The organism is Arthrobacter sp. 9AX, from assembly GCF_902506095.1.
Taxonomy (GTDB): domain Bacteria; phylum Actinomycetota; class Actinomycetes; order Actinomycetales; family Micrococcaceae; genus Arthrobacter.
In genome coordinates this window covers 3,978,614-3,996,251 of sequence record NZ_LR733293.1, presented here as the reverse complement: position 1 = coordinate 3,996,251, position 17,638 = coordinate 3,978,614, and the positions used below count along the sequence as shown (strand labels likewise).

Annotated in this window: 20 protein-coding genes; 8 read left to right on the top strand and 12 right to left on the bottom strand. The window is 61.7% G+C overall.

The features are described 5' to 3' along the window. Window positions 1-112 precede the first annotated feature (112 nt). Window positions 113-1,138 (top strand): bile acid:sodium symporter family protein, encoded by a 1,026-nt coding sequence (locus tag BACI348_RS18555; RefSeq protein WP_159829019.1) that lies wholly within the window; start codon window positions 113-115, stop codon window positions 1,136-1,138. A 410-nt stretch (window positions 1,139-1,548) separates the two neighbouring features. Here the strand turns inward: BACI348_RS18555 and BACI348_RS18550 are convergent, their stop codons facing one another. Together BACI348_RS18550 and BACI348_RS18545 are read right to left on the bottom strand one after the other, a co-directional pair. Next, window positions 1,549-1,989, bottom strand: coding sequence for an SRPBCC family protein (locus tag BACI348_RS18550; protein ID WP_159829016.1), 441 nt, complete (start codon window positions 1,987-1,989; stop codon window positions 1,549-1,551). Between the two features lie 366 nt (window positions 1,990-2,355). After that, window positions 2,356-2,571, bottom strand: a complete 216-nt coding sequence (locus BACI348_RS18545) for a hypothetical protein (protein WP_159829013.1) — start codon at window positions 2,569-2,571, stop codon at window positions 2,356-2,358. Between the two features lie 1,004 nt (window positions 2,572-3,575). Between BACI348_RS18545 and BACI348_RS18540 the strand changes: the two genes are divergently transcribed. From BACI348_RS18540 to BACI348_RS18515, 6 genes are all read left to right on the top strand, one after another. After that, entirely contained in the window at window positions 3,576-4,379 is an 804-nt protein-coding gene (locus BACI348_RS18540; RefSeq protein ID WP_236557631.1) for a hypothetical protein, read from the top strand. Next, a complete protein-coding gene (locus BACI348_RS18535; protein WP_159829010.1) occupies window positions 4,376-4,807 on the top strand; it encodes a phage holin family protein in 432 nt (143 codons plus the stop codon). Before BACI348_RS18540 ends, BACI348_RS18535 begins: the two co-directional genes overlap by 4 nt. Then, window positions 4,804-5,499: a DUF3618 domain-containing protein gene (locus BACI348_RS18530; RefSeq protein ID WP_159829007.1), complete on the top strand. Its 696-nt coding sequence runs from the start codon at window positions 4,804-4,806 to the stop codon at window positions 5,497-5,499. Before BACI348_RS18535 ends, BACI348_RS18530 begins: the two co-directional genes overlap by 4 nt. Before the next feature lie 95 nt (window positions 5,500-5,594). After that, window positions 5,595-6,200 carry a MarR family winged helix-turn-helix transcriptional regulator gene (locus BACI348_RS18525; RefSeq protein WP_159829004.1) on the top strand — a complete coding sequence of 202 codons (606 nt, stop codon included), beginning with the start codon at window positions 5,595-5,597 and terminating at the stop codon, window positions 6,198-6,200. Further along, window positions 6,137-6,598: a DUF4383 domain-containing protein gene (locus BACI348_RS18520; protein WP_159829001.1), complete on the top strand. Its 462-nt coding sequence runs from the start codon at window positions 6,137-6,139 to the stop codon at window positions 6,596-6,598. Before BACI348_RS18525 ends, BACI348_RS18520 begins: the two co-directional genes overlap by 64 nt. Window positions 6,599-6,649: 51 nt before the next feature. Beyond that, window positions 6,650-7,450, top strand: coding sequence for a YsnF/AvaK domain-containing protein (locus BACI348_RS18515; protein WP_159828998.1), 801 nt, complete (start codon window positions 6,650-6,652; stop codon window positions 7,448-7,450). Between the two features lie 772 nt (window positions 7,451-8,222). On the opposite strand, the gene BACI348_RS18510 is transcribed toward BACI348_RS18515, so the two are convergent. After that, window positions 8,223-8,468 carry a hypothetical protein gene (locus tag BACI348_RS18510; protein ID WP_159828995.1) on the bottom strand — a complete coding sequence of 82 codons (246 nt, stop codon included), beginning with the start codon at window positions 8,466-8,468 and terminating at the stop codon, window positions 8,223-8,225. A 164-nt stretch (window positions 8,469-8,632) separates the two neighbouring features. On the opposite strand from BACI348_RS18510, the gene BACI348_RS18505 reads away from it, so the two are divergent. Continuing rightward, the gene (locus tag BACI348_RS18505; RefSeq protein ID WP_328699993.1) at window positions 8,633-9,580 is read left to right on the top strand and encodes a GAF and ANTAR domain-containing protein; all 948 of its coding nucleotides are present in this window, start codon (window positions 8,633-8,635) and stop codon (window positions 9,578-9,580) included. 568 nt (window positions 9,581-10,148) lie between these two features. On the opposite strand, the gene BACI348_RS18500 is transcribed toward BACI348_RS18505, so the two are convergent. The 9 genes from BACI348_RS18500 to BACI348_RS18460 form a co-directional block, all read right to left on the bottom strand. Then, window positions 10,149-10,619 (bottom strand): DUF4870 domain-containing protein, encoded by a 471-nt coding sequence (locus BACI348_RS18500; protein WP_159828992.1) that lies wholly within the window; start codon window positions 10,617-10,619, stop codon window positions 10,149-10,151. Window positions 10,620-10,706: 87 nt separating this feature from the next. Further along, the gene (locus BACI348_RS18495) at window positions 10,707-11,498 is read right to left on the bottom strand and encodes a hypothetical protein (protein ID WP_159828989.1); all 792 of its coding nucleotides are present in this window, start codon (window positions 11,496-11,498) and stop codon (window positions 10,707-10,709) included. Window positions 11,499-11,624: 126 nt separating this feature from the next. Then, on the bottom strand, window positions 11,625-13,097 hold the full coding sequence (locus tag BACI348_RS18490) for an esterase/lipase family protein (RefSeq protein ID WP_159828986.1): 1,473 nt from the start codon (window positions 13,095-13,097) through the stop codon (window positions 11,625-11,627). Window positions 13,098-13,721: 624 nt separating this feature from the next. After that, window positions 13,722-13,979 (bottom strand): hypothetical protein, encoded by a 258-nt coding sequence (locus tag BACI348_RS18485; protein ID WP_159828983.1) that lies wholly within the window; start codon window positions 13,977-13,979, stop codon window positions 13,722-13,724. 111 nt (window positions 13,980-14,090) lie between these two features. Next, on the bottom strand, window positions 14,091-14,258 hold the full coding sequence (locus BACI348_RS18480) for a hypothetical protein (RefSeq protein WP_159828980.1): 168 nt from the start codon (window positions 14,256-14,258) through the stop codon (window positions 14,091-14,093). Window positions 14,259-14,278: 20 nt separating this feature from the next. Further along, window positions 14,279-15,016: a hypothetical protein gene (locus BACI348_RS18475; RefSeq protein ID WP_159828977.1), complete on the bottom strand. Its 738-nt coding sequence runs from the start codon at window positions 15,014-15,016 to the stop codon at window positions 14,279-14,281. Window positions 15,017-15,029: 13 nt separating this feature from the next. Beyond that, complete coding sequence (locus tag BACI348_RS18470; RefSeq protein ID WP_159828974.1) at window positions 15,030-15,293, bottom strand: hypothetical protein; 264 nt, start codon at window positions 15,291-15,293, stop codon at window positions 15,030-15,032. A 200-nt stretch (window positions 15,294-15,493) separates the two neighbouring features. After that, the gene (locus BACI348_RS18465) at window positions 15,494-16,495 is read right to left on the bottom strand and encodes a DUF8320 family protein (protein WP_159828971.1); all 1,002 of its coding nucleotides are present in this window, start codon (window positions 16,493-16,495) and stop codon (window positions 15,494-15,496) included. Continuing rightward, window positions 16,492-17,637 carry a sensor histidine kinase gene (locus tag BACI348_RS18460; RefSeq protein ID WP_159828968.1) on the bottom strand — a complete coding sequence of 382 codons (1,146 nt, stop codon included), beginning with the start codon at window positions 17,635-17,637 and terminating at the stop codon, window positions 16,492-16,494. Before BACI348_RS18460 ends, BACI348_RS18465 begins: the two co-directional genes overlap by 4 nt. Window position 17,638 lies beyond the last annotated feature (1 nt).

Below are 17,638 nucleotides of genomic sequence, written 5' to 3'. Positions count from 1 at the left end.
GTTTTGGCAGGGGCAGTTCCGGGGCGAGTTTACCCAGGGTTTACATGCCCGACGCTTTCGTATAGATGTCTACAGTATTCTTTAATCCTTACGCACCTAAGGACGTACGCACATGGGAAAAAAGACTGCCCTCCCCGGACCACATCGGCACTGGCCCCGCTGGGTGGATCTCTTTGTCCTCCTGCTGTTGGCCACTCTTATCGGAGGGGCGCTGCTTCCGCCGGGCAGGGAGGCGATGCCTGCGCTGTCCACCGCCAGCGGAATCGCGGTGGCGGTGCAGTTCTTCATCAGTGGACTGCGGCTACCGGCCGCGGCGGCCATCCGTGGGTTGAAGGCCTGGCGGCTGCACCTGGTGATCCTCGCCTCGACCTTTGTCCTTTTTCCGCTGCTGGGGCTGGGAGTGGCTGCCGGATCGGCCTGGTACCTCACCCATGAACTGGTAGCCGGGCTGCTGTTCCTAGCGATGCTCCCCACTGCCGTGCAGACGGCGACGGCGTTCACCGCGATTGCCCGGGGAAACACGGCAGCGGCGGTCTGCGCAGCGTCCATCTCCAACCTGCTCGGGGTGATAGCCACGCCGCTCCTCGTGGCCCTGGTCCTGGGCACCTACAGCGGCATGAATCTCTCATCGGTGGGCAAGATCGTCCTGCAGATCGTGGCACCGTTTGTCCTGGGGCAACTGCTCCACAAGCCCGCGGCCCGCTGGCTCGACCGCTGGGCCACCGGGCTTAAGGCAGTGGACCGCGGCGCCATTCTCCTGGTTGTATACGCCGCGTTCGGCGGAGCCGTGGCGGATGGCCTGTGGCGCAGGCTACCGCCGGAACAGCTGGTGGTGACGGCCGGAATCTGCGCGGCGATGCTGGCACTGATGCTGTGGCTTACATCGCTGGCGGGCCGGAAGCTGGGCTTCACCCCGGCGGATTCAACGGCCGTCATGTTCTGCGGGTCGGAAAAGAGCCTAGCCACCGGACTGCCGTTGTCCGCCATCCTGTTCCAAGGGCCGCTCGGCGGGGTGGTGATCCTGCCGGTGATCATATACCACGCGCTGCAACTGATCGTCTGCGCGGCAATCGCCCGCCGGCTGGCCCGGCGCCAAACCGAACCAGGAACGGTCGTGCCGGAGCCTGCACGCGTATAGCTGCCTTTGCCCAAGAATGCGAGCCGCAAAAATGTTCCGGCGACAAGCATGAATATAGGCGAAACAAACCGTCAGGCAAGGGCAAACGCACCCACTCCTGCGGCCGCTCCCCGCCGATTCCCAACGCCCATAATGAAGATTTCGTAAAGTAGCTCGCGAGAGCTAAGGCACGGGATTTTGCACAGTAGTACGAGTAACTGCAGGGAATTCCTGCGACCCTCACTCCGCGCCGGATGAGGACCTGGACCAGGGCGCGCAGGTCGTCCAGGTTCCGGCGTGCCGGTCCATGCTGTGCACTCTGCAAACTGAGCCGCCGGTTCGGTGCCGTCATTTATGTCCAGCACAAGTGGACATGGGGGCAAGGCCTGAATGAAACCAAAAGATCTCCGGTCTGGTCCGCTCTAGTGAGCCTACCCGGGCCAGTCTCCGGTTTGGGTGCCATTGTCTTCAATGAATTCCTTGAAGCGCCGCAGGTCTGCCCGGACCTGCATGTTGTCGAATCCGAGCAGGGCGCCGACCTTATCGGTGAAGGTTTCCGGTGCCCATTCAAGACGGACCCATAGACGTGTGGCCCCGGTCTCCAGCGGGGTGAAGGAGACGGTACCTGCGTGGGTCTGGCCGTCGGTGCTGCGCCAGGCAATCCGCTCGTCGGTGCGTTGTTCAATGATTTCGGTGTCGAATTCACGTTGAGCTCCGCCAATGTTTACGACCCAGTGGTTCATCCGGTCAGTGAGACGGGCTACAGAATCAACCCCGGACATGAAACTGGGGAAGGACTCGAACTGGGTCCACTGGTCGTAGGCCGTGCGCACCGGGACCTCAACATCAATCGTCTCTTCGACTGTTTGCATCTGCTCCTCCTCCCGACGATAACCTCTTTACGGCCGGCACCCGCGCTGGGCCTCGCCCCCCCCGTCTAAGCCGGGCCCGCTACAGAATCCACAGCGTCGCTCTCACGGCCGGCCGCGGGCACCTCTCCCGGTCTCGGTTTCGGGTGCCCATCGCCACACCAAAATACTCCGGCAGCCGCTGCTGCAAGGTCAAGGACCAGCCCCACTAGGGGTACATGAGAGCCCTGACCATCCGGACCGGCCACGAAGTCACCATGTGAGCACGAGTGATCCCGTCAAAAAATCCGGGCAAAAGACGCCCTGCCACGGTCTGCGACGGGCCTGCCCTGCTCACGCAACATCTACTTGCCGAGCACCTGGACGGGCTTATTGTTGTACGTCCCCGTCAAGCCGGCGGAGGCTTTCAAGCCGTTTCCTTGCCAGTTCGACATCCATGGAATTGATCAGTACCGCCTCTCCGGACCGGCCCGGGGAGCGCCGCAGCTGTCCGCAGTTGAGCAGTGCCAGTACCTCGTTGACGCTGATGTGCAGCGCTTCGGCGGCCTGTTCGACAGTGACGTAGTGGTGGTAGCGGCGAGTCATCTCACTCCCGGATGGGATAGTTCGCAGGGGGCTGGGCGCGGAAAGGGCCTGAACAACAGCGACGAGATCGCTAAGTGATCCCGATCAGTGGCTTAGAGCTTGCCGCTACTTCCGGAGGTCACTGGGCAGGGCTGATGGTGTGCGGCCGATGGTGTGCCGCCGGTTCTTTATGCGGAGCCTGCGGCACACCATCCGGACTTAGGCTGGCTTCCGTTCTGCTACAGAAGTTGCCCCTACAGGCCAAGCACCGCAGCTGCTTCACGGGCAGCTTTATGATCCCTTCTGCGCCTCAAGATCGGATCAAGATTCCGCCACGTCCAAGGCAATATTGAGAACCCGCAGGCAGCGGAGAGCGGTGGGGTTATCGGACCCGGAAGAGTACCCCTGGCGGGCCACCGCTGTGCGGAGTTCGGGTTACCCACGGCCGCAAACGGGGAGGCGTTCGCGGAGGCCCCCCCCAGTAGCAGGGCTGGATAACCACTGAGACTTGTCCCCGGTTGTGGCCGGGGGGAGTCCGCGCACGCCGCACTCCTTCCTGGAGAAGTTGAGGGGGTCCCTCGAGGGTGCGGGGGTGTTCTCTCACTGAACGAACGATCATCAGCGAGGTCCGGGGCATGGGTCCGGGCTTCCACGGCGGCCGTGACCAGCGTGTGGCACGACGAGCGCCTTGAGGCCCCATCGAACCGGGGCCGCGCAGCTCCGCGCTCCGGGCGTCCTGGTGTTCCTAGCCCCGACTCCTGCGGAAGTCTCTGGGATCTGCTGGGCATGAGCAAGTACACGGCCCCCGCAGTGCTTCTAGCTTGGGGAAGCCGGTTGGACGTTCTCTTTTGAAGACAGCCGACCCGCAGGCTTTGCCGGGGTGATGTTCCCGGGGTTTCGAGGGCCTCTGGCCTGTGGTTCACCGACAAAGTAGCAAGGGTACTTACTATTTATTAGTAACCATGCTTACTATTGCGTGGAGTGCTGGTCCCAACGACAGCAGCTGACTTTGAAGAAAGAGAGCCATGATGACGGAAAATCAGTGGACCAACGTCGCCGGGTCCTCCTCGCAGGACACCGAGGCGACCACCGCAATCCCGACGACCCCGGTCGCGACGCCGGCTCCCGGGGCCGGGACGAAGAAGGACGCTGCGAAGGAAGAAGCTTCGAATGTGGCAGGTAAGGCTGCTGAAGCGGCGCAGGGTGTAGCGCAGACCGCGAAGGACGAAGTCGCCAACGTCGCTGCCGAGGCGAAGTCCAGCGCGAAGGATTTGTTGTCCCAGGCCAAGTCGGGCCTTTCCAGCCAGGCCGGTACTCAGCAGCAGAAGGCGGCGGAGGGGATTCGTACCATTTCCAGCCAGCTGCAGAGCATGGCCCAGGCGCCGGATCAGCAGGGGATCGCCAGTGACCTGGCCCGGCAGGCTGCGGAGCGGGCGTCCTCGGTTGCTTCGTGGGTTGAGGGCAAGGACCCGGCGGCGCTTTTGACTGATGTCCAGTCGTTCGCCCGCCGCAAGCCGGGCACCTTCCTGCTTTTGGCAGCAGGGGCCGGTATCCTCGTGGGCCGCCTCGCGCGCGGTCTGCAGGCAGGGGCCCCGGTGTCTCAGGGCGCGGCCGCAACCTCACCCGTGGGCCGGGCCGGTCAGGCTGCCGGGACCGCTCCGGGCCGGCAGGGGACCGTCGTCGCAGCCGGTGGCGCTGATCTTTATGACGAGCCCGTTGTCAGCGGCGCTCCGGTGTCCGTGACGACGTTGCCGTCGGGAACTGCCGAAGATACGCCGCTGCGTTTTGAAGATGATCTGGAACAGTCAAAGGAAGGACGCCACCTGTGAGCAGTCAGATTCCCGAGCCCCCGCCGAGCGAGGCGCATGTAAAGGCGGACAACACCTCGCTGGGGGACTTGCTGGGCGAGGTAACCCGGGACTTGTCCACGCTGATGCGTCAGGAAGTGGAGCTGGCGAAGGCCGAGGCGAAGCAGTCCGCGACCAAGGCGGGCAAGGGCGCCGGGATGCTCGCCGGTGCCGGTGTGGCCGGGCACTTCGTCCTGTTGTTCCTGTCCCTGGGGCTGATGTTTGCCCTGGGCGCCCTGATGCCGTTGGGCTGGGCCGCGCTGATTGTCGCCGTCATCTGGGGCATCGTAGCGGCGGTCCTGGCCTCGATCGGCCGCAAGGAACTCAAGCAGATCAAGGGCATGCCCCAGACGGGCGAGACACTCTCTGAAATTCCCCCAACTCTAAAACCAGGTGAGGTAAACCGATGAGCGATAACCCGGATGCAATCCGTCAGGAAATAGAAGAAACCCGCGCCCGCCTGGGCACCAATGTGGATGCCGTCGCGGACAAGGTTACCCCGGCCAACGTCGTCCAACGCCAGACCGAAAAGGTCAAGGGCAGCGTCAGGGACGCCGTGGCGGGGGTAAAGGACAAAGTTATGGGAGTCGCCGATTCGGCGGCCTCCACCGTCCAGGACAAGGCTTCCACTGTGCAGGACAAGGTTTCCTCCGGCACTGGGCACACCGGTAACGCCGTGCACGCCACCGGCGATACCCTGCACGGGGCAAAGGACACCGTTGCCACGAAACTCTCGGATGCCGGTTCCGCGTTCAGCGCCGCCCCGTCCCAGGTCAAAGCCCAGGCCCAGGGCAACCCCCTGGCCGCCGGGCTGATCGCGTTCGGGGCCGGGATGCTGATCTCGTCCCTGATCCCGGCCAGCCAGAGGGAACGCGAGGCAGCCCAGCAGCTCAAAACGGCTGCTGAGCCCTTGGCGAGCCAGGTCACCGACGCCGCCAAGGACATGGTCCAGGACCTGAAGGAACCAGCCCAGGAAGCCATGGAAAGCGTGAAGGCAACCGCTGCCGAGGGCGTGCAGAACGTCAAGACTGAAGGCCAAAGCGCCGTCACCGACGTCAAAGACCGCGCGGCAGATGCCAAGGACAACGTCCAGAGCACATGAGCGCCCAGGACAGGGCCCCCAGGTCTCCCCGGAATCTCCCGGGGAGACCGCAGGGCCCCGACCAGGAACCATCCATTGCCTGCGGGCCGCGGCACATGAAGCCGGCACCGGGCGCCGTCCCGGAGCGGTGGGCCACCCATCGGCTTGTCAGCATCGCAGCGCGGCTGGATGAGCGGCGTCTCAACCGACGCCTCGCCAGGCTCGGACTGACCACCGGATCACTGGACGCACTCGAAACAGCGGCCGAACGTGAACCCACCACCGCGACCGACCTTGCCGAAACGCTCTGCGTGAGCAGGCAAAGCCTGGGCAAGGTGCTGAGCCGGCTTCAAAGCCTCGGGCTTCTGACCAAGGTGGCCGGCAGGGACGGCCGGAGTGCGGACATCCACCTCACCAGCAAGGGGCGGGACATCCTTGCCACCGCTGAAAACCTCATCCGTGACGGGATCGAGTCGGGCGCCGCTGACGAAGGCTTGTTCCGCCGGCATCTGGAACAACACATCCTCCGCCTCAGGAACGCCGAGCAGGGCGCCACAACACGACACCTGGGCCCCGACATCAACGCACCGTCCGCCCCAGGCGGCGGCCACCGGCGGGATCGGCAAAAGACACATTACAACGCAACAGGAGTAACACCATGGCGACAACCAACCGGGCTGCCGGAACCAAAACTACCCTCCAAAGAGCAGCCCAGGCAGTAGGGGCCGTCTTCCTGCTGGTAGGAGTCCTCGGCTTCATCCCCGGCATCACCAGCAACTACGAAGCGCTCTCGTTCGCAGGGCACGGCTCCGAAGCGCTCCTGCTGGGCATCTTCCAGGTCTCGATCCTGCACAACATCGTCCACCTGCTCTTCGGCGTCGCCGGGATCCTCATGTCCCGCACCAACCCCCAGGCCCGGAACTACCTGCTCTACGGCGGAGTCGTCTACCTGATCCTCTGGCTTTACGGCCTCCTCACCGGCCACGACACCCCCGCCAACTTCGTCCCGGTCAACAACGCCGACAACTGGCTGCACCTGATCCTCGGCCTCGCCATGATCGCCCTGGCCATCCTGCTCTCCCGCAACAGCACCCGCACCGCAGGCTCGACCAGCCGCTAAACACCGCTGCCCCACACATCGATTCATCAACAGCACAGGAAAGAGAACACCATGATCAGCACTGAGAACCTTTCTGCACTGACCACCGCCGGCGGCAACGTCATCGGCTCCGACGGAACCAAGATCGGAGGCATCGGACAGATCTACGCCGCTGACGACACCTCGGAACCGACCTGGGTCACCGTCAAGACCGGCCTGTTCGGCACCCACGAATCCTTCGTCCCGCTGGACTCCGCGACCCAGGACGGCAACGACATCGTCGTCCCCTACACCAAGGACAAGGTCAAAGACGCGCCCCGTGTCGCCCCCGACGGCCACCTTGAGCCCGAAGAGGAAGACCAGCTCTACACCTACTACGAACGCTCCGGCGGCGCCGCCTACACCGGCGATCGAGCCACCACCGACCGGAGAACCACCGATCGGGAAACAACGGCAGCCCATGGCGCGGTGGGGCACGACACCTCCGGTCCCACCACCGATGACGCGATGACCCGCTCCGAGGAGCAGTTACACGTAGGCACCGAAAAGCAGGCCACCGGGCGTGCGAGGCTGCGCAAGTACGTGGTCACCGAGAACGTCACCACCACCGTCCCGGTCCAGCGCGAAGAAGTCCGCCTCGAACGCGAGCCCATCACCGAGGAGAACCGCGGAGCGGCGATGGCCGGTCCTGCCATCAGCGAAGAAGAGCACGAGGTCATCCTCCACGAGGAACGCCCCGTCGTGGAAAAGGAAACAGTCCCGGTCGAAAGAGTCCGCCTGGACAAGGAAACAGTAACCGAAGAGCACACCGTCACCGAAGAAGTTCGCAAGGAAAACATCGAACTCGACGACGACGGCCGCACCAACCGATAGGGCTGATACCAGTCCGGAGCGCCTCCGGACCCATCGAAAAGATGCCATGGTCCGCTTTCCATTGGGGGCGGACCATGGCCGTTGCACACCCAAGTCGCCCACTGGCGTCCGCCCGGCTTCTCCTCAGCTGCGGCATCCGGCCCCCGCCTCCAGTGCCGGAAGAGGCAGGTACGACCCCGCGACGGCCTTTGAAAATCCTTCTATCCGTTGCTTTTGACCGCTGCGGGGGCGGTCATCGCTCGTGGCCGCGAGACTGCAGAAGCCCCGCAAAAATAGGGGACACGCGCAGTCGCTGCGCGGCTTACACTCAGTCATGGATACGATCCCGGCGTTGATCCTGGTACTCGGCACAGCAGTGGCCTGGATCGGTTTAACGGTATTCATACTGCTGAGGCTGAGGCGCCGCAGGAAGGGATCCTCGGTCGTGGCTTCGGCTCCGAGTGCGCCTGATCCGACCAGCAACCGTCCGCACAGGCCCTGGCGACGCGTCCGCCCGGTAATGGGCCAAACCCCGGCCCGTCGGCACAGGTTGCACCTCAGGAAAGTTCGCGGCTGACGGCTCCAACCCCTGAAGTGCCGTCCATGAGAAGCTCTGCCAATACCGAAGCGGCCAACAATTCAACAGGTATCATCCGTTGAGGGTGAAGGCTCCCTTGCGGACCCAAGCATTAACCGGCCTCGCGCAGGGCACCTCCGAAACAGGATGAGGGGCCGTACTACAAGTGGCTGGCAAAAAGGGACAAGGGCAAGGATAAGTCTGCTGTCGGCAGCGTCAACGGGAGGATTCCGCGTCGAGGTCTTCCATCACCCACGCCAGAACAGCGAGTTCATACTCCGGGAGTACCTGGGCTTCGTAAAGGCATGCCTCGAAATTGAAGGCATCCGCGATCCCGCCATTACCCCAATACCTCAGCCAAAGACCTTCAACACTGATGATGTTCAGTTCTACGAGGCTTCGCGCTCCATGCCGTGGATCATCCATCCCTGCCACCTCATCGCGGTAGGCGACTGCTCCCAAATTGATCAGCCTACTTACTGATATCCACGGTACCGGACGGCACCTTGCCGGCCAACCGGGAACGGGAGCCTGTTTCCGGACAGTGGGCTGCTCGTCAGTCGGGACGCGGGGCCGGCCAGCACATAGAGGTGACGTGGGGCAGGGTTGTTCCTACGATTAGGCTCATGGACTCCACCGGACACGCCGAGCACATCATCAGCCTGCACGGGCTGGTAACCGGCAGCGCCGACATTCAAAGTATCTTGAACGGCGTGACCCGTTTCGCGGCGGACGCGATGAGCAAAGCCGCCAGCGAAACCATCGACTGCGCAGTGACCTTGCGCCGGCGCAGACGCACCGCCACCGTCGCGGGCAGCAGTGAGAAGGCAGTCATGCTTGACCGCATCGAACAGAGCCTCGGCCAAGGCCCATGTCTGGAGGCCCTGAACGTGGGCCATCCGGTGCTCCTGGCTGACGTGTCCACCGATACCAGCTGGCCTGACTACAGCCGCGCCCTGGCCGCCGAGGGGTGCCGCAGCGCTTTGGGCGTCCCGATGGATTTGGGGGAAACGTCCGAAGCCGTGCTGAACTTTTTCGCCACCGCCACCGGCGTTTTTACCGCCGAGATCATCGACGAAGCCTCCGACTTCGCGCACGTGGCCGGCAGCACCCTGCGCCTGGCCATCCGGATCGAAACCGTCGAACAACTGAACGCCGACCTGAAAACAGCCATGGCCACCCGCACCGTCATCGATGCTGCCTGCGGCGTCATCATGGCCCAAAACCGCTGCACCCACGACCAAGCATTCGAACTCCTCGCCACAGCCTCCAGCCACCGCAACCAAAAACTCCACGACGTCGCAGCAGAGATTATCGCCCACCTCGGCGTAACCCCGACAAGTCCCTGCGCTTCGACGACTGAAACCAGCCCCAAAGCCCCTTCCAGGGGGTACTCCCCTGCCCATTTCAAAGAGCCGATAGCGGATATTCGGTCAAGTAGTCGGAGGATCTATCCAAGCCGAAAGAGGGTACGGTACCCGCCGCATCTGGCGAGGTTTCGTGGACGTCGCCTCGCCGAAATGCCGGCTGTCAGAATAGAGTGCAATTCCGTTTCATTGACACTAACTCGATGATGATTCAGATTCCATCCTGACAGTCCGAAGGGCAGGAAACTGAGGGGGCGGTCCGTCCCGAGGATAGCGAAAGAGCCGAAATGTGGGCTTATGGGGAATCGCTCCAGGGCAGGGGATGGCGAAGTCACCTCACGCGGCTCGGGACGTGTCTGAGAACAAGACCCCGACTCCGACGACGGCAAAACCTCCCTGGTCAGGCGGGCGCGGCGTCAGGTTGGGGTGTGCCCTATCTGGACGAAGTGCGGCTTTGCCGGTGCCATCGCCTAGCTCGACAGCGAGGACGCTCATTTGCCCGGTGTAGAAGCGGAGCTGCTGGGCAGAGCGTTGACCGTTCTGAAGGCTTCCCGCCGCGCCCGCACGTCCGGGTAGGCATGAAGTAGACCATCCAGGGAACATTCGTTGAAGCTTCAACCGAACTCCCTAGCAAAAAGGTCCACTATCAGCTCCGGGTGAAATGCAGTGTTGCAGAGTAGGAAGGTAAGCTATCTAACTCAATTGGACTTTATTCCCGGCCGCAAACGTTACGCGGATGAAGAGCTACCCCAATATGTTTGAGTCAGCGCGGGCTTTAGTTAATGACCCGGAACAGGATGGGGTAGCGGTAGGGGTTGCCTCTGGCGGCAGAGATTCCGGCCAGGATCGAAAAGACCATGACGGCGATCCACAACCCGAAAAGTGCAAGGCTGAACAGTAACCCGATGATGGGGATGAGCGAGAAGACTAAGAAGAGGATGTTTGCAGCAGCGAGATTGATGTGGAAGTTGAGGGCTTCCGCAGACTCTTGGCGGGCAAAACGGCCTCGATCCTTAAAAACGAGGTAGATAACGAGAGTGGGGATGAAGCCTGCCAGCCCCCCGAAGTGAGCGAACGTTCCCCATTGCTTGTCGTCGAGGGGATGCAGCTGGTACTCGGACGGAGGCACCGGTGGCCTATAGAGCGTGGGGCTCCCTGTTGAAGGAAGAGCGCCGTGTGGCATGTTGTTGACGGCGGGAGGACCCACAGGCTTTTCCGGATACGGGCTGGCTTCGGGTTGGCTCATGTCTTGTTCCTGTTCTGTTCGATATCTCACTAAATGTGTGCGTCATTTTTCCAGCCCAGGTCGTTGGGCTGGTGTTCGCGGTTCCGGCTACCGGGGTGTAGCAGAAAAATTTCTGTTTGCAGTCGAAGTCGCCGGGAGCTCCGCGAAACGGTCGAGGGCGTCTTGGATGATCAGGGACAGGTCCTGTAGTACGGCGGGCTCGTCAAAATTCGCGGTTGAGATGGCCGCCCCGCTGAGGAGAACGCTGCCTGTGTTGGCGGTGAAGCTCACCATGTTGAGCTCTGTTCCGGCCATCGTTCCAGTTGCACGTACCGCCAAGGAATTTTCCGATTCAATTTCGAGCGGAACTTCAGTCATTGTCAGTTTGGCCTCCTGACCGGCTATTTTCAGGGTGAGGTTCCCGCACTCCTGTATCAATGAGGCGTTATTCTCTGCGCGTTTATCATGGCCGTTGACGGGGTCCACGGCGGCCATGATCATCGTCGTCATTCCTGTAGGGGACGAGAACATAGCAGTCCCGGTAGTTAGGCCGTCCTCCAAAGTGGGCGCGAGATTGACAAACGGCGTGCAGCTCTCCGGGTCGATTTCGGGTGTGAGCGTCGTGGGCATCGTCTTCGCTGCGTTGGCATCGGACTGCGCCACCATGGCTTGATGGCTTAGCAGTTGGGCGGGTTTGGTGCCTTCCGAGTCCCGTAATCCTTCGAGTACCTGGAGTATTTGCTCTGCGGTGTAGTTCCGCAGCGGGACTCGTGGGTTAGGGGTGAAGGCTTCCGTGGTTAGTGCCGCCCCAGCAGTCTGTGCTGCTTCCGGTCCTTGAGTTGTGCACCCTGTCAGCCCCAATACTGCTGACAGGATAGTTATGGTCATTCGTTTTTTCATGTTTTTTCCATCGGTAGAGCTGGGTAGGGACGGGCTCCCGGTAGATGTCCTAGCTGCTGTGATCCGCAGAGTTAATCCCTTGGAAGAGGGTTGTCTGACGCCGGCGGTGCTGGAACGGACTCGGAATTATTGCCTAACGAGGTCGGCCTCTATGAATCCGACGATGCCTTTTATCCGGATGTGAGGACCTGCGGAAGTTTTTGTGAGAGTGACATCTACTCGTTTTACGCAACGGTTGTTTTTGTCGTTGTCTATTCGTTCTTCAAATCGTGCTGACGTGCCGGTCCGGTCCGTTTGGGTCCATGTTCCGCTGCAGTTCAGCTGCGGGTAGTCAACAGTTGCCGAAAGGGTGCCGTTTACGTGGTTTAGCTCGAGCACGAGATCGTAGCCTTTTTGAGCTCCGTAGACAGGACCTTGCCACCGCCCGGATAGGGCGGAAAGATCGCCCAGGTCTTGGCCTTCATCAGTAGAGGGGCCGGACCCATTCGTGGTGCTGGTGATCGCCGGCTCCATCTTCTTCAAGTAGCCCACGACTGCGGTTATCGCCTTTTCGTTTTCGGGGAGCGCGTTGTGAAAGCAGTCTGAGAAGACGCCGTGGATGAGGAGAGGTATTTGAGATGCATCGGCTTTGCCCTCCCTCATCATGTCCAGAGCGCGCTGGTCTCCCAGCGCTTCAATGGTGGTTCCGATAAGTGAAGCAGCAGTGCCTGCGACAGAGCGGGTCCGTAGTAGCTGCTGGGAAAGATATCCGGCCGTGTGTTTACATTCGACGATTGTCTCGCCCCAAAATTTGCCCGATGGGCGGGTGTTTGCGGATGTATCGATGTATCCGGTCGCTGACAATTTGGGGACGATGGCGTCCCCAAAGAGGGGTATGTCGGCTGACATGAATCGGAGCCCGAAAAGGCGCCTTTCGATGATGATCTGGGATCCGACCATGGCGTATTTTGTGTTGGCGGGGAGGTAAGGGAAAGTCGCACAGTTGCTTGGAAGGGGAACGGCTAGACATGTCGCGGCAGAGGTTTCCGCCTTGGGCATTCCAACCTTTGCAGGATCAAGGCCAGCGCTGTCAGTTCCTTGGAGCATGTCAGCATAAGCCGTCCCGCCCCATGGTGATCCGGCATATGGCGTACCCAGGCTCACTGCCCCGCCCAGGATGCTGCCCTGACCGGATTGAGCGAGAACACCGGCAGCGGCACGGATGACGATCCCGCCCATTGAGTGGCCGACCGCAAGAACTTTCCGGTCGCCCTCGGGCATGGCGGAGGAGAGTTGGCGAATATAGTCGGCAAGACAGGAGGCCGCCTCTCCAGAGCCGCCCCATATCGTGTTGGCGAAGGAGTAGTCGAAAGCGAAAACCTTGTAGCCAGGGCCAAGACCCTGTTCCAGCAGCTCGGGGCCGTCCTCGTGGTGCGAGGCCGATCCCAGCCACCCATGTACGTAAACGACGGGGCGAGCAGTGATCTGGGCTGGAAGCGGGGAAGGTTGGGTGTGGCGACATTCAGTTTGCGTAGACGTTTTTCCTTGTGCGTTAGCCGGGGACGCCGGCACCGTGATCATTAGAACAAGGGCAATACTTGCGAACAGTAGTTTCTTCATCTCGTAGCCTCTTCAGCGGAAAACATGCGGAGCTGCCCGTCCGTGCGGACGAGGCCTATAGACCAGCGCTGGCCGCCGGAATCCGTAGCTGCGACTGACCAAATGTCCGTCGCGGTTTCCGCGAGCGACGAGGAATCTACAGTGAGCCCCAGTGTTGCCAGACGGGACGCGAAGCTACTCTCTGCACTCTGGCCAGGGCTAAGGGGCAGGTAGGGAGCAAGCTCCGACGTGTCGGCTGATGCCATGGCTGCTTCAAGGTCGCTAAGCTCCCTGCCAGAGGGCGTAACCGCGTTGTTGTCTCCTCCGGGCACTCGGGGAGGTGGTGGGGCGGTTTGCGGATCCGCTGCTGGTTCTTGAGTTGGTGCTACTGGAGCTGTTTCGGGTCCGGGGGATGATTTGACCGTCCAAAGCGCGAGAGCAGCGGCCAGCAGCAGTCCGGCCACGATGGTGACCAGGATTATCGCTTTGCGTCGACTCATGCGTCCCGCCTGGTTTCCATTTTGTTCGCGGCTGTTGGGAATTTAGGCGTCTGCGTTTCGCTCGGAATTGCTGGTGCCCGGTTTTGGTGGCAGGTGTCCGCGGAAGAGGGGACATCCTTTTCGGGTTGCAGTTGGTCGGGGACGCTCACCACCGCTTTGCCGACCAGTCAACGGCTTTGTCAAGGGTGCTGCTGACGTTCTTGGAGGAACTGCCAGGCTGGAAACCGCCAGTGAGTCCGCAATAGGAGTCGAGAGCCTTGCTGAGGCCTACGGTGTTTCCGACGTCGTTCGGTTCCAGGTCGTGTTCCTGAAGGAGTGCCTTGGAGGTGTTTTGTTTTTCCGAGTACGTCTTCGCTGCGTACTCGGAGCACGTGGTGGCCCCGGCATTTGAGCAGCTTGCCAAGCAGGCTGCGCTTAGGACGAGGAGGGCTGCACATGCCTTGGGGCGACGATTGGACGTGGTTGATGACGGATGGCGCATGGTGTTCCTCACGTTGGGGAGAAAAGGGGCCTGCTATTTGGAGGGGAGCTTGTGGCCGATGAAGGCACAGATACTGCCAATGGCCAGGATGCCGATGAAGATCGGTGCTTCACGCGGGTAGTAGCCCAAAACAGAGACTTTGAAGATTCCGATGGCGAGTAGAACGAGGCCGATTACTGTCAAGATTTTTTTGGCGTTCATTGCAAACCTTTCGGTGGGGCTTAGTGCAGACTTTCTGGCGGTTCGTCGCCCTGTCCCTTCCGTGGGGCGTATTGTGCGGCTGTGCCGGCGGGCCAACTGGTGGGGATTCGGTAGGCGCCCATGGTGCCTTTCTGGGGAAGCGGTGCAGGGCCGGCAGCAAGAAGGGCGTTGAGGGCCGCGGTTTCGTCTCTGTCGAGCGGGTGAGTATCTCGACGTCGATAGGCGATTGTCCGCTGCATGATTTCGTGTGCCAGCGCAGTGGCGTCGGTCGTTTTGTCCAAAGTCAGCTGGAGATACATGGGGGTTCCGTCTGAATGGAACGCCAGCCTCAGCGTTTCCGCGCCAAACAACCCGTCCTTGGGTTGGAACAGAATGGAGTCCAGCCAGGGGTAGCGGAGGTGGCCTGCCAGGGCTCTGCCGCGGCTGCGGCCCGCAGCGAGTAGCTTGCTGCCGGCGTTGAGGAGAAGTGCTGCGCCGCCCCCGACCCACCCCCCGCCTTTGTCGTAGTTAGTGCAGATCATCGCGAAGCGCGCAGTGGTGACGTAACAGTCCATCCGGATGTCACTGATGGTGGATTGTTGGCGGTACTCGCCACGGGCGGTGTCGTACTGCCGAACCTCAGCGTGGGAGGCGTGGATGGGGCCGATTATGTCCCCGTCCAGGTCGTCCCAGATGAGGCGCATGGAAGCGTCGATGCTGGCATAGGCGAAGGATTCGGGTTCCCCGGGTTCTGTTACTGCCAGAGGGTTGTACGTCATGGGTTGCTTCCGTTCAGCGCTTGATGAAGGGGTTGGGACGTACCCTTGGGTCCTGTACTTGCCTCCGGTTGGCGAGCATCCGCGGCAGGACGCCGATGAGGAAGGCGGCGTCCGCGAGAAGTCCAGGGATGCACAGGAGCCCGGCGACGGCCATTAAGGTGAGCCAAAATCCACGGTTTCTGTCAGCGGCCAGCCATGTGCTGCTCGGCCGTGTTGCGGCCAGGATGAATACGGCGGCGTTTAGAAGATAGAAGCTGACGGTCAAAGTCGTTGACATCCCGGATCTCCAAGGCTTGAGAGACTGCGCGCCGGTTGCCACAGTCCATGTATGGGTCAGCTGGGCTGCAGCAGCCTCGCCTGATCCATGCTGGATGTTAGGCATGCGGAAGGTTGGCGTAGAAGCCTTTGGGTGCTGGCAAAGGGCAGGTGTACGCGGAAGGGCGTACAACTAAATCAACTGTGACAGCTGGCCTGTTTTTAGGGTTCCGGTGGCCGGTCACTGAACTCAACGAGGGTGGCCTCGTCAGGATTTTCCGGGGCGGCGTAGATCGTCACGGCCAGCTTTCCGCCCTGGGGTCTGGCGCGGGCAGTGACCGTACCCGTGCGCGCCTGGTTGAGGATGCTTACGACATGTTCGGAGACAGCGGCCAGCATGCGCGGGGTGAGGTTTTGACGCCGGTCATCAAGGAGCTGAACAGTGATCCCGCGTTGACGCGCGTTGCGGGCGGCTTCAACCACCTCTGCCGTCGCCAGGACGCGGCCGCGGATCTCATCACGGAACTGAGCCTCCGCGAGCTGCAGCTCCAGCCGGTGACTTTCCGTAATGTCCCGGTTCGGGTCAGCGATACGTTCAAGCGCCGGCCCGGCAATTTCGCGGACGTGGTGCAGCCACTGAGTTCGGGCCACATGCAGTGCGTGTTCAGCTGCGATCCAATCGGCGGCGGCTTCGGCGTCGGCCCGGTACTGGCCCACCTTGCGGTCGTTGGTGCGCAGTAGATGCCCGATACCTGTGCTGACAGTTACCCAGCCGACCGTAGCGATGTTCAGCATAAGACCGCCAACAAATCCCATGGTTGTTTGTGAGGCCCACAGTGTGTTCATGATGATGGAGAGCATCACACCGACCCACGACAGGAGGAACCGTCCGCGAATGTTGAGGGCGACCAGCAACGTGTAGGTCGCAGCGAGGTGCCACGACGCGTATCCCGGCCACCTGTCGGTCGGCAGGACACTGGTGACCAGCAGGGTGAGGGCCGCAATTGCCATGAGTACACATACGCTGGCGCGTAGCCGTAGCCGTAGCCGCCCCGGGCTTGGCCTGAGGACGACGATAACGGCAGCGATGTAGATCGTCATGGCAAGCAACACGGGCCAGACGCTGGACACTACGTCCAAGGAGAGCAAACCCAATGCGATGTGCACGGCGACGAAGGCTACACACAACGCGGCCATGATTTTGGTGGAAATCGCGCGGATCATGCCTCCGGCCCTTCCCATGCAAGTCGAACTTCGGTGCCGGCACGGGGCGTGGTGATGATCTTCGCGGAGCCCTCAACTGCTTCCATACGACCCACTATGGACACCCTAATGCCGAGGCGTCTGTCCGAAACCAGCCCCGGGTCAAAACCGGAGCCGTTGTCTTTGATGAAAATGCCAACTTTCGCGTAGCCGTCGGCACGGTTACCAGTCAGGCTGACCTCGCAGCGGCCGGCCCGGGAATGCCGCACTGCGTTTCGGACTGCTTCGGTTGTGGCCTCAGTAACAGCCCTGACAACGTTTGCCGGCAGCAGCAGGCGCTCCGGGGACTCGCAGGTGACGTTGACAATTGGTTCTGCCGTGCCGGAGCCGACAGTAAAACGGATCCGTGCAGCAATTTCAGTAAGAGTGGCCGGGGTTGATTCTGAAGCCGCTGTCCCTTGCTGATCTAAGCGCTCCAATGCGCTTTGCGCCAGTATCGCGCTGGCCATTCGTTCCTCTGACGAGCCTGCATGGGCCGCTGTCAAAAGGGCGGTCATCACACTGTCATGCAGTAGACCATCCAGGCGAAGCCTCTCATTGCTCAGCGCAGTAGCTGAGGCGGCTTCCCTGTACTGCTCAATGGCGTCGTCGGCAGCCCTGTCGGCGCGCTCCGCAGCGCGGCGGAGGATCCCGATGGTGACACAAATGATGAGCCCCAGCACGGTCGCGAAAGTTGCGTCCTGCAATGCAAGCAGCAACGTGCCAGATCCGCCCTGGGCGGTGGTCCGGACTGCGCTGAACACGCCACCGATAATCAGAGTGTAGATGCACCCTATGCGGGCTCCGAAGCTGAATGCGCACCAGGCTGCGCCGACGTTGATCATTGCCCACATCCAGGGCGTTCCGAAGGTTTCCGGCACGGTCGGCGGCACGGCCCCAGGCCAAAGCGCCAAGCCGACGAGGACCAGAACGGCAAGCGCTCCGGACGTCAGGGACAATCCCCGGCCCTTCAAGGAGGCAAGGGTGAAAACCGCGACCAAGGCCAGGAACAGCCACAAAAAGACAGCGTTCCACCAGGTGGCCGCGTAGGGTGTTTGGCTTACCACGGCGCCGGCAGCCTGAAACAGCAGGAGAAGCGCGAAAGCAGCTATACCCCGGGCCATT

What these genes read in the sequence shown, in the direction of transcription:
- BACI348_RS18490 (WP_159828986.1), bottom strand. Translation starts at nt 13,097, where the DNA reads ATGAAGAAACTACTGTTCGCAAGTATTGCCCTTGTTCTAATGATCACG.
- BACI348_RS18460 (WP_159828968.1), bottom strand. Translation starts at nt 17,637, where the DNA reads ATGGCCCGGGGTATAGCTGCTTTCGCGCTTCTCCTGCTGTTTCAGGCT.
- BACI348_RS18550 (WP_159829016.1), bottom strand. Translation starts at nt 1,989, where the DNA reads ATGCAAACAGTCGAAGAGACGATTGATGTTGAGGTCCCGGTGCGCACG.
- BACI348_RS18545 (WP_159829013.1), bottom strand. Translation starts at nt 2,571, where the DNA reads ATGACTCGCCGCTACCACCACTACGTCACTGTCGAACAGGCCGCCGAA.
- BACI348_RS18505 (WP_328699993.1), top strand. Translation starts at nt 8,633, where the DNA reads ATGGACTCCACCGGACACGCCGAGCACATCATCAGCCTGCACGGGCTG.
- BACI348_RS18495 (WP_159828989.1), bottom strand. Translation starts at nt 11,498, where the DNA reads ATGAAAAAACGAATGACCATAACTATCCTGTCAGCAGTATTGGGGCTG.
- BACI348_RS18480 (WP_159828980.1), bottom strand. Translation starts at nt 14,258, where the DNA reads ATGAACGCCAAAAAAATCTTGACAGTAATCGGCCTCGTTCTACTCGCC.
- BACI348_RS18500 (WP_159828992.1), bottom strand. Translation starts at nt 10,619, where the DNA reads ATGAGCCAACCCGAAGCCAGCCCGTATCCGGAAAAGCCTGTGGGTCCT.
- BACI348_RS18555 (WP_159829019.1), top strand. Translation starts at nt 113, where the DNA reads ATGGGAAAAAAGACTGCCCTCCCCGGACCACATCGGCACTGGCCCCGC.
- BACI348_RS18530 (WP_159829007.1), top strand. Translation starts at nt 4,804, where the DNA reads ATGAGCGATAACCCGGATGCAATCCGTCAGGAAATAGAAGAAACCCGC.
- BACI348_RS18520 (WP_159829001.1), top strand. Translation starts at nt 6,137, where the DNA reads ATGGCGACAACCAACCGGGCTGCCGGAACCAAAACTACCCTCCAAAGA.
- BACI348_RS18540 (WP_236557631.1), top strand. Translation starts at nt 3,576, where the DNA reads ATGATGACGGAAAATCAGTGGACCAACGTCGCCGGGTCCTCCTCGCAG.
- BACI348_RS18470 (WP_159828974.1), bottom strand. Translation starts at nt 15,293, where the DNA reads ATGTCAACGACTTTGACCGTCAGCTTCTATCTTCTAAACGCCGCCGTA.
- BACI348_RS18465 (WP_159828971.1), bottom strand. Translation starts at nt 16,495, where the DNA reads ATGATCCGCGCGATTTCCACCAAAATCATGGCCGCGTTGTGTGTAGCC.
- BACI348_RS18525 (WP_159829004.1), top strand. Translation starts at nt 5,595, where the DNA reads ATGAAGCCGGCACCGGGCGCCGTCCCGGAGCGGTGGGCCACCCATCGG.
- BACI348_RS18515 (WP_159828998.1), top strand. Translation starts at nt 6,650, where the DNA reads ATGATCAGCACTGAGAACCTTTCTGCACTGACCACCGCCGGCGGCAAC.
- BACI348_RS18475 (WP_159828977.1), bottom strand. Translation starts at nt 15,016, where the DNA reads ATGACGTACAACCCTCTGGCAGTAACAGAACCCGGGGAACCCGAATCC.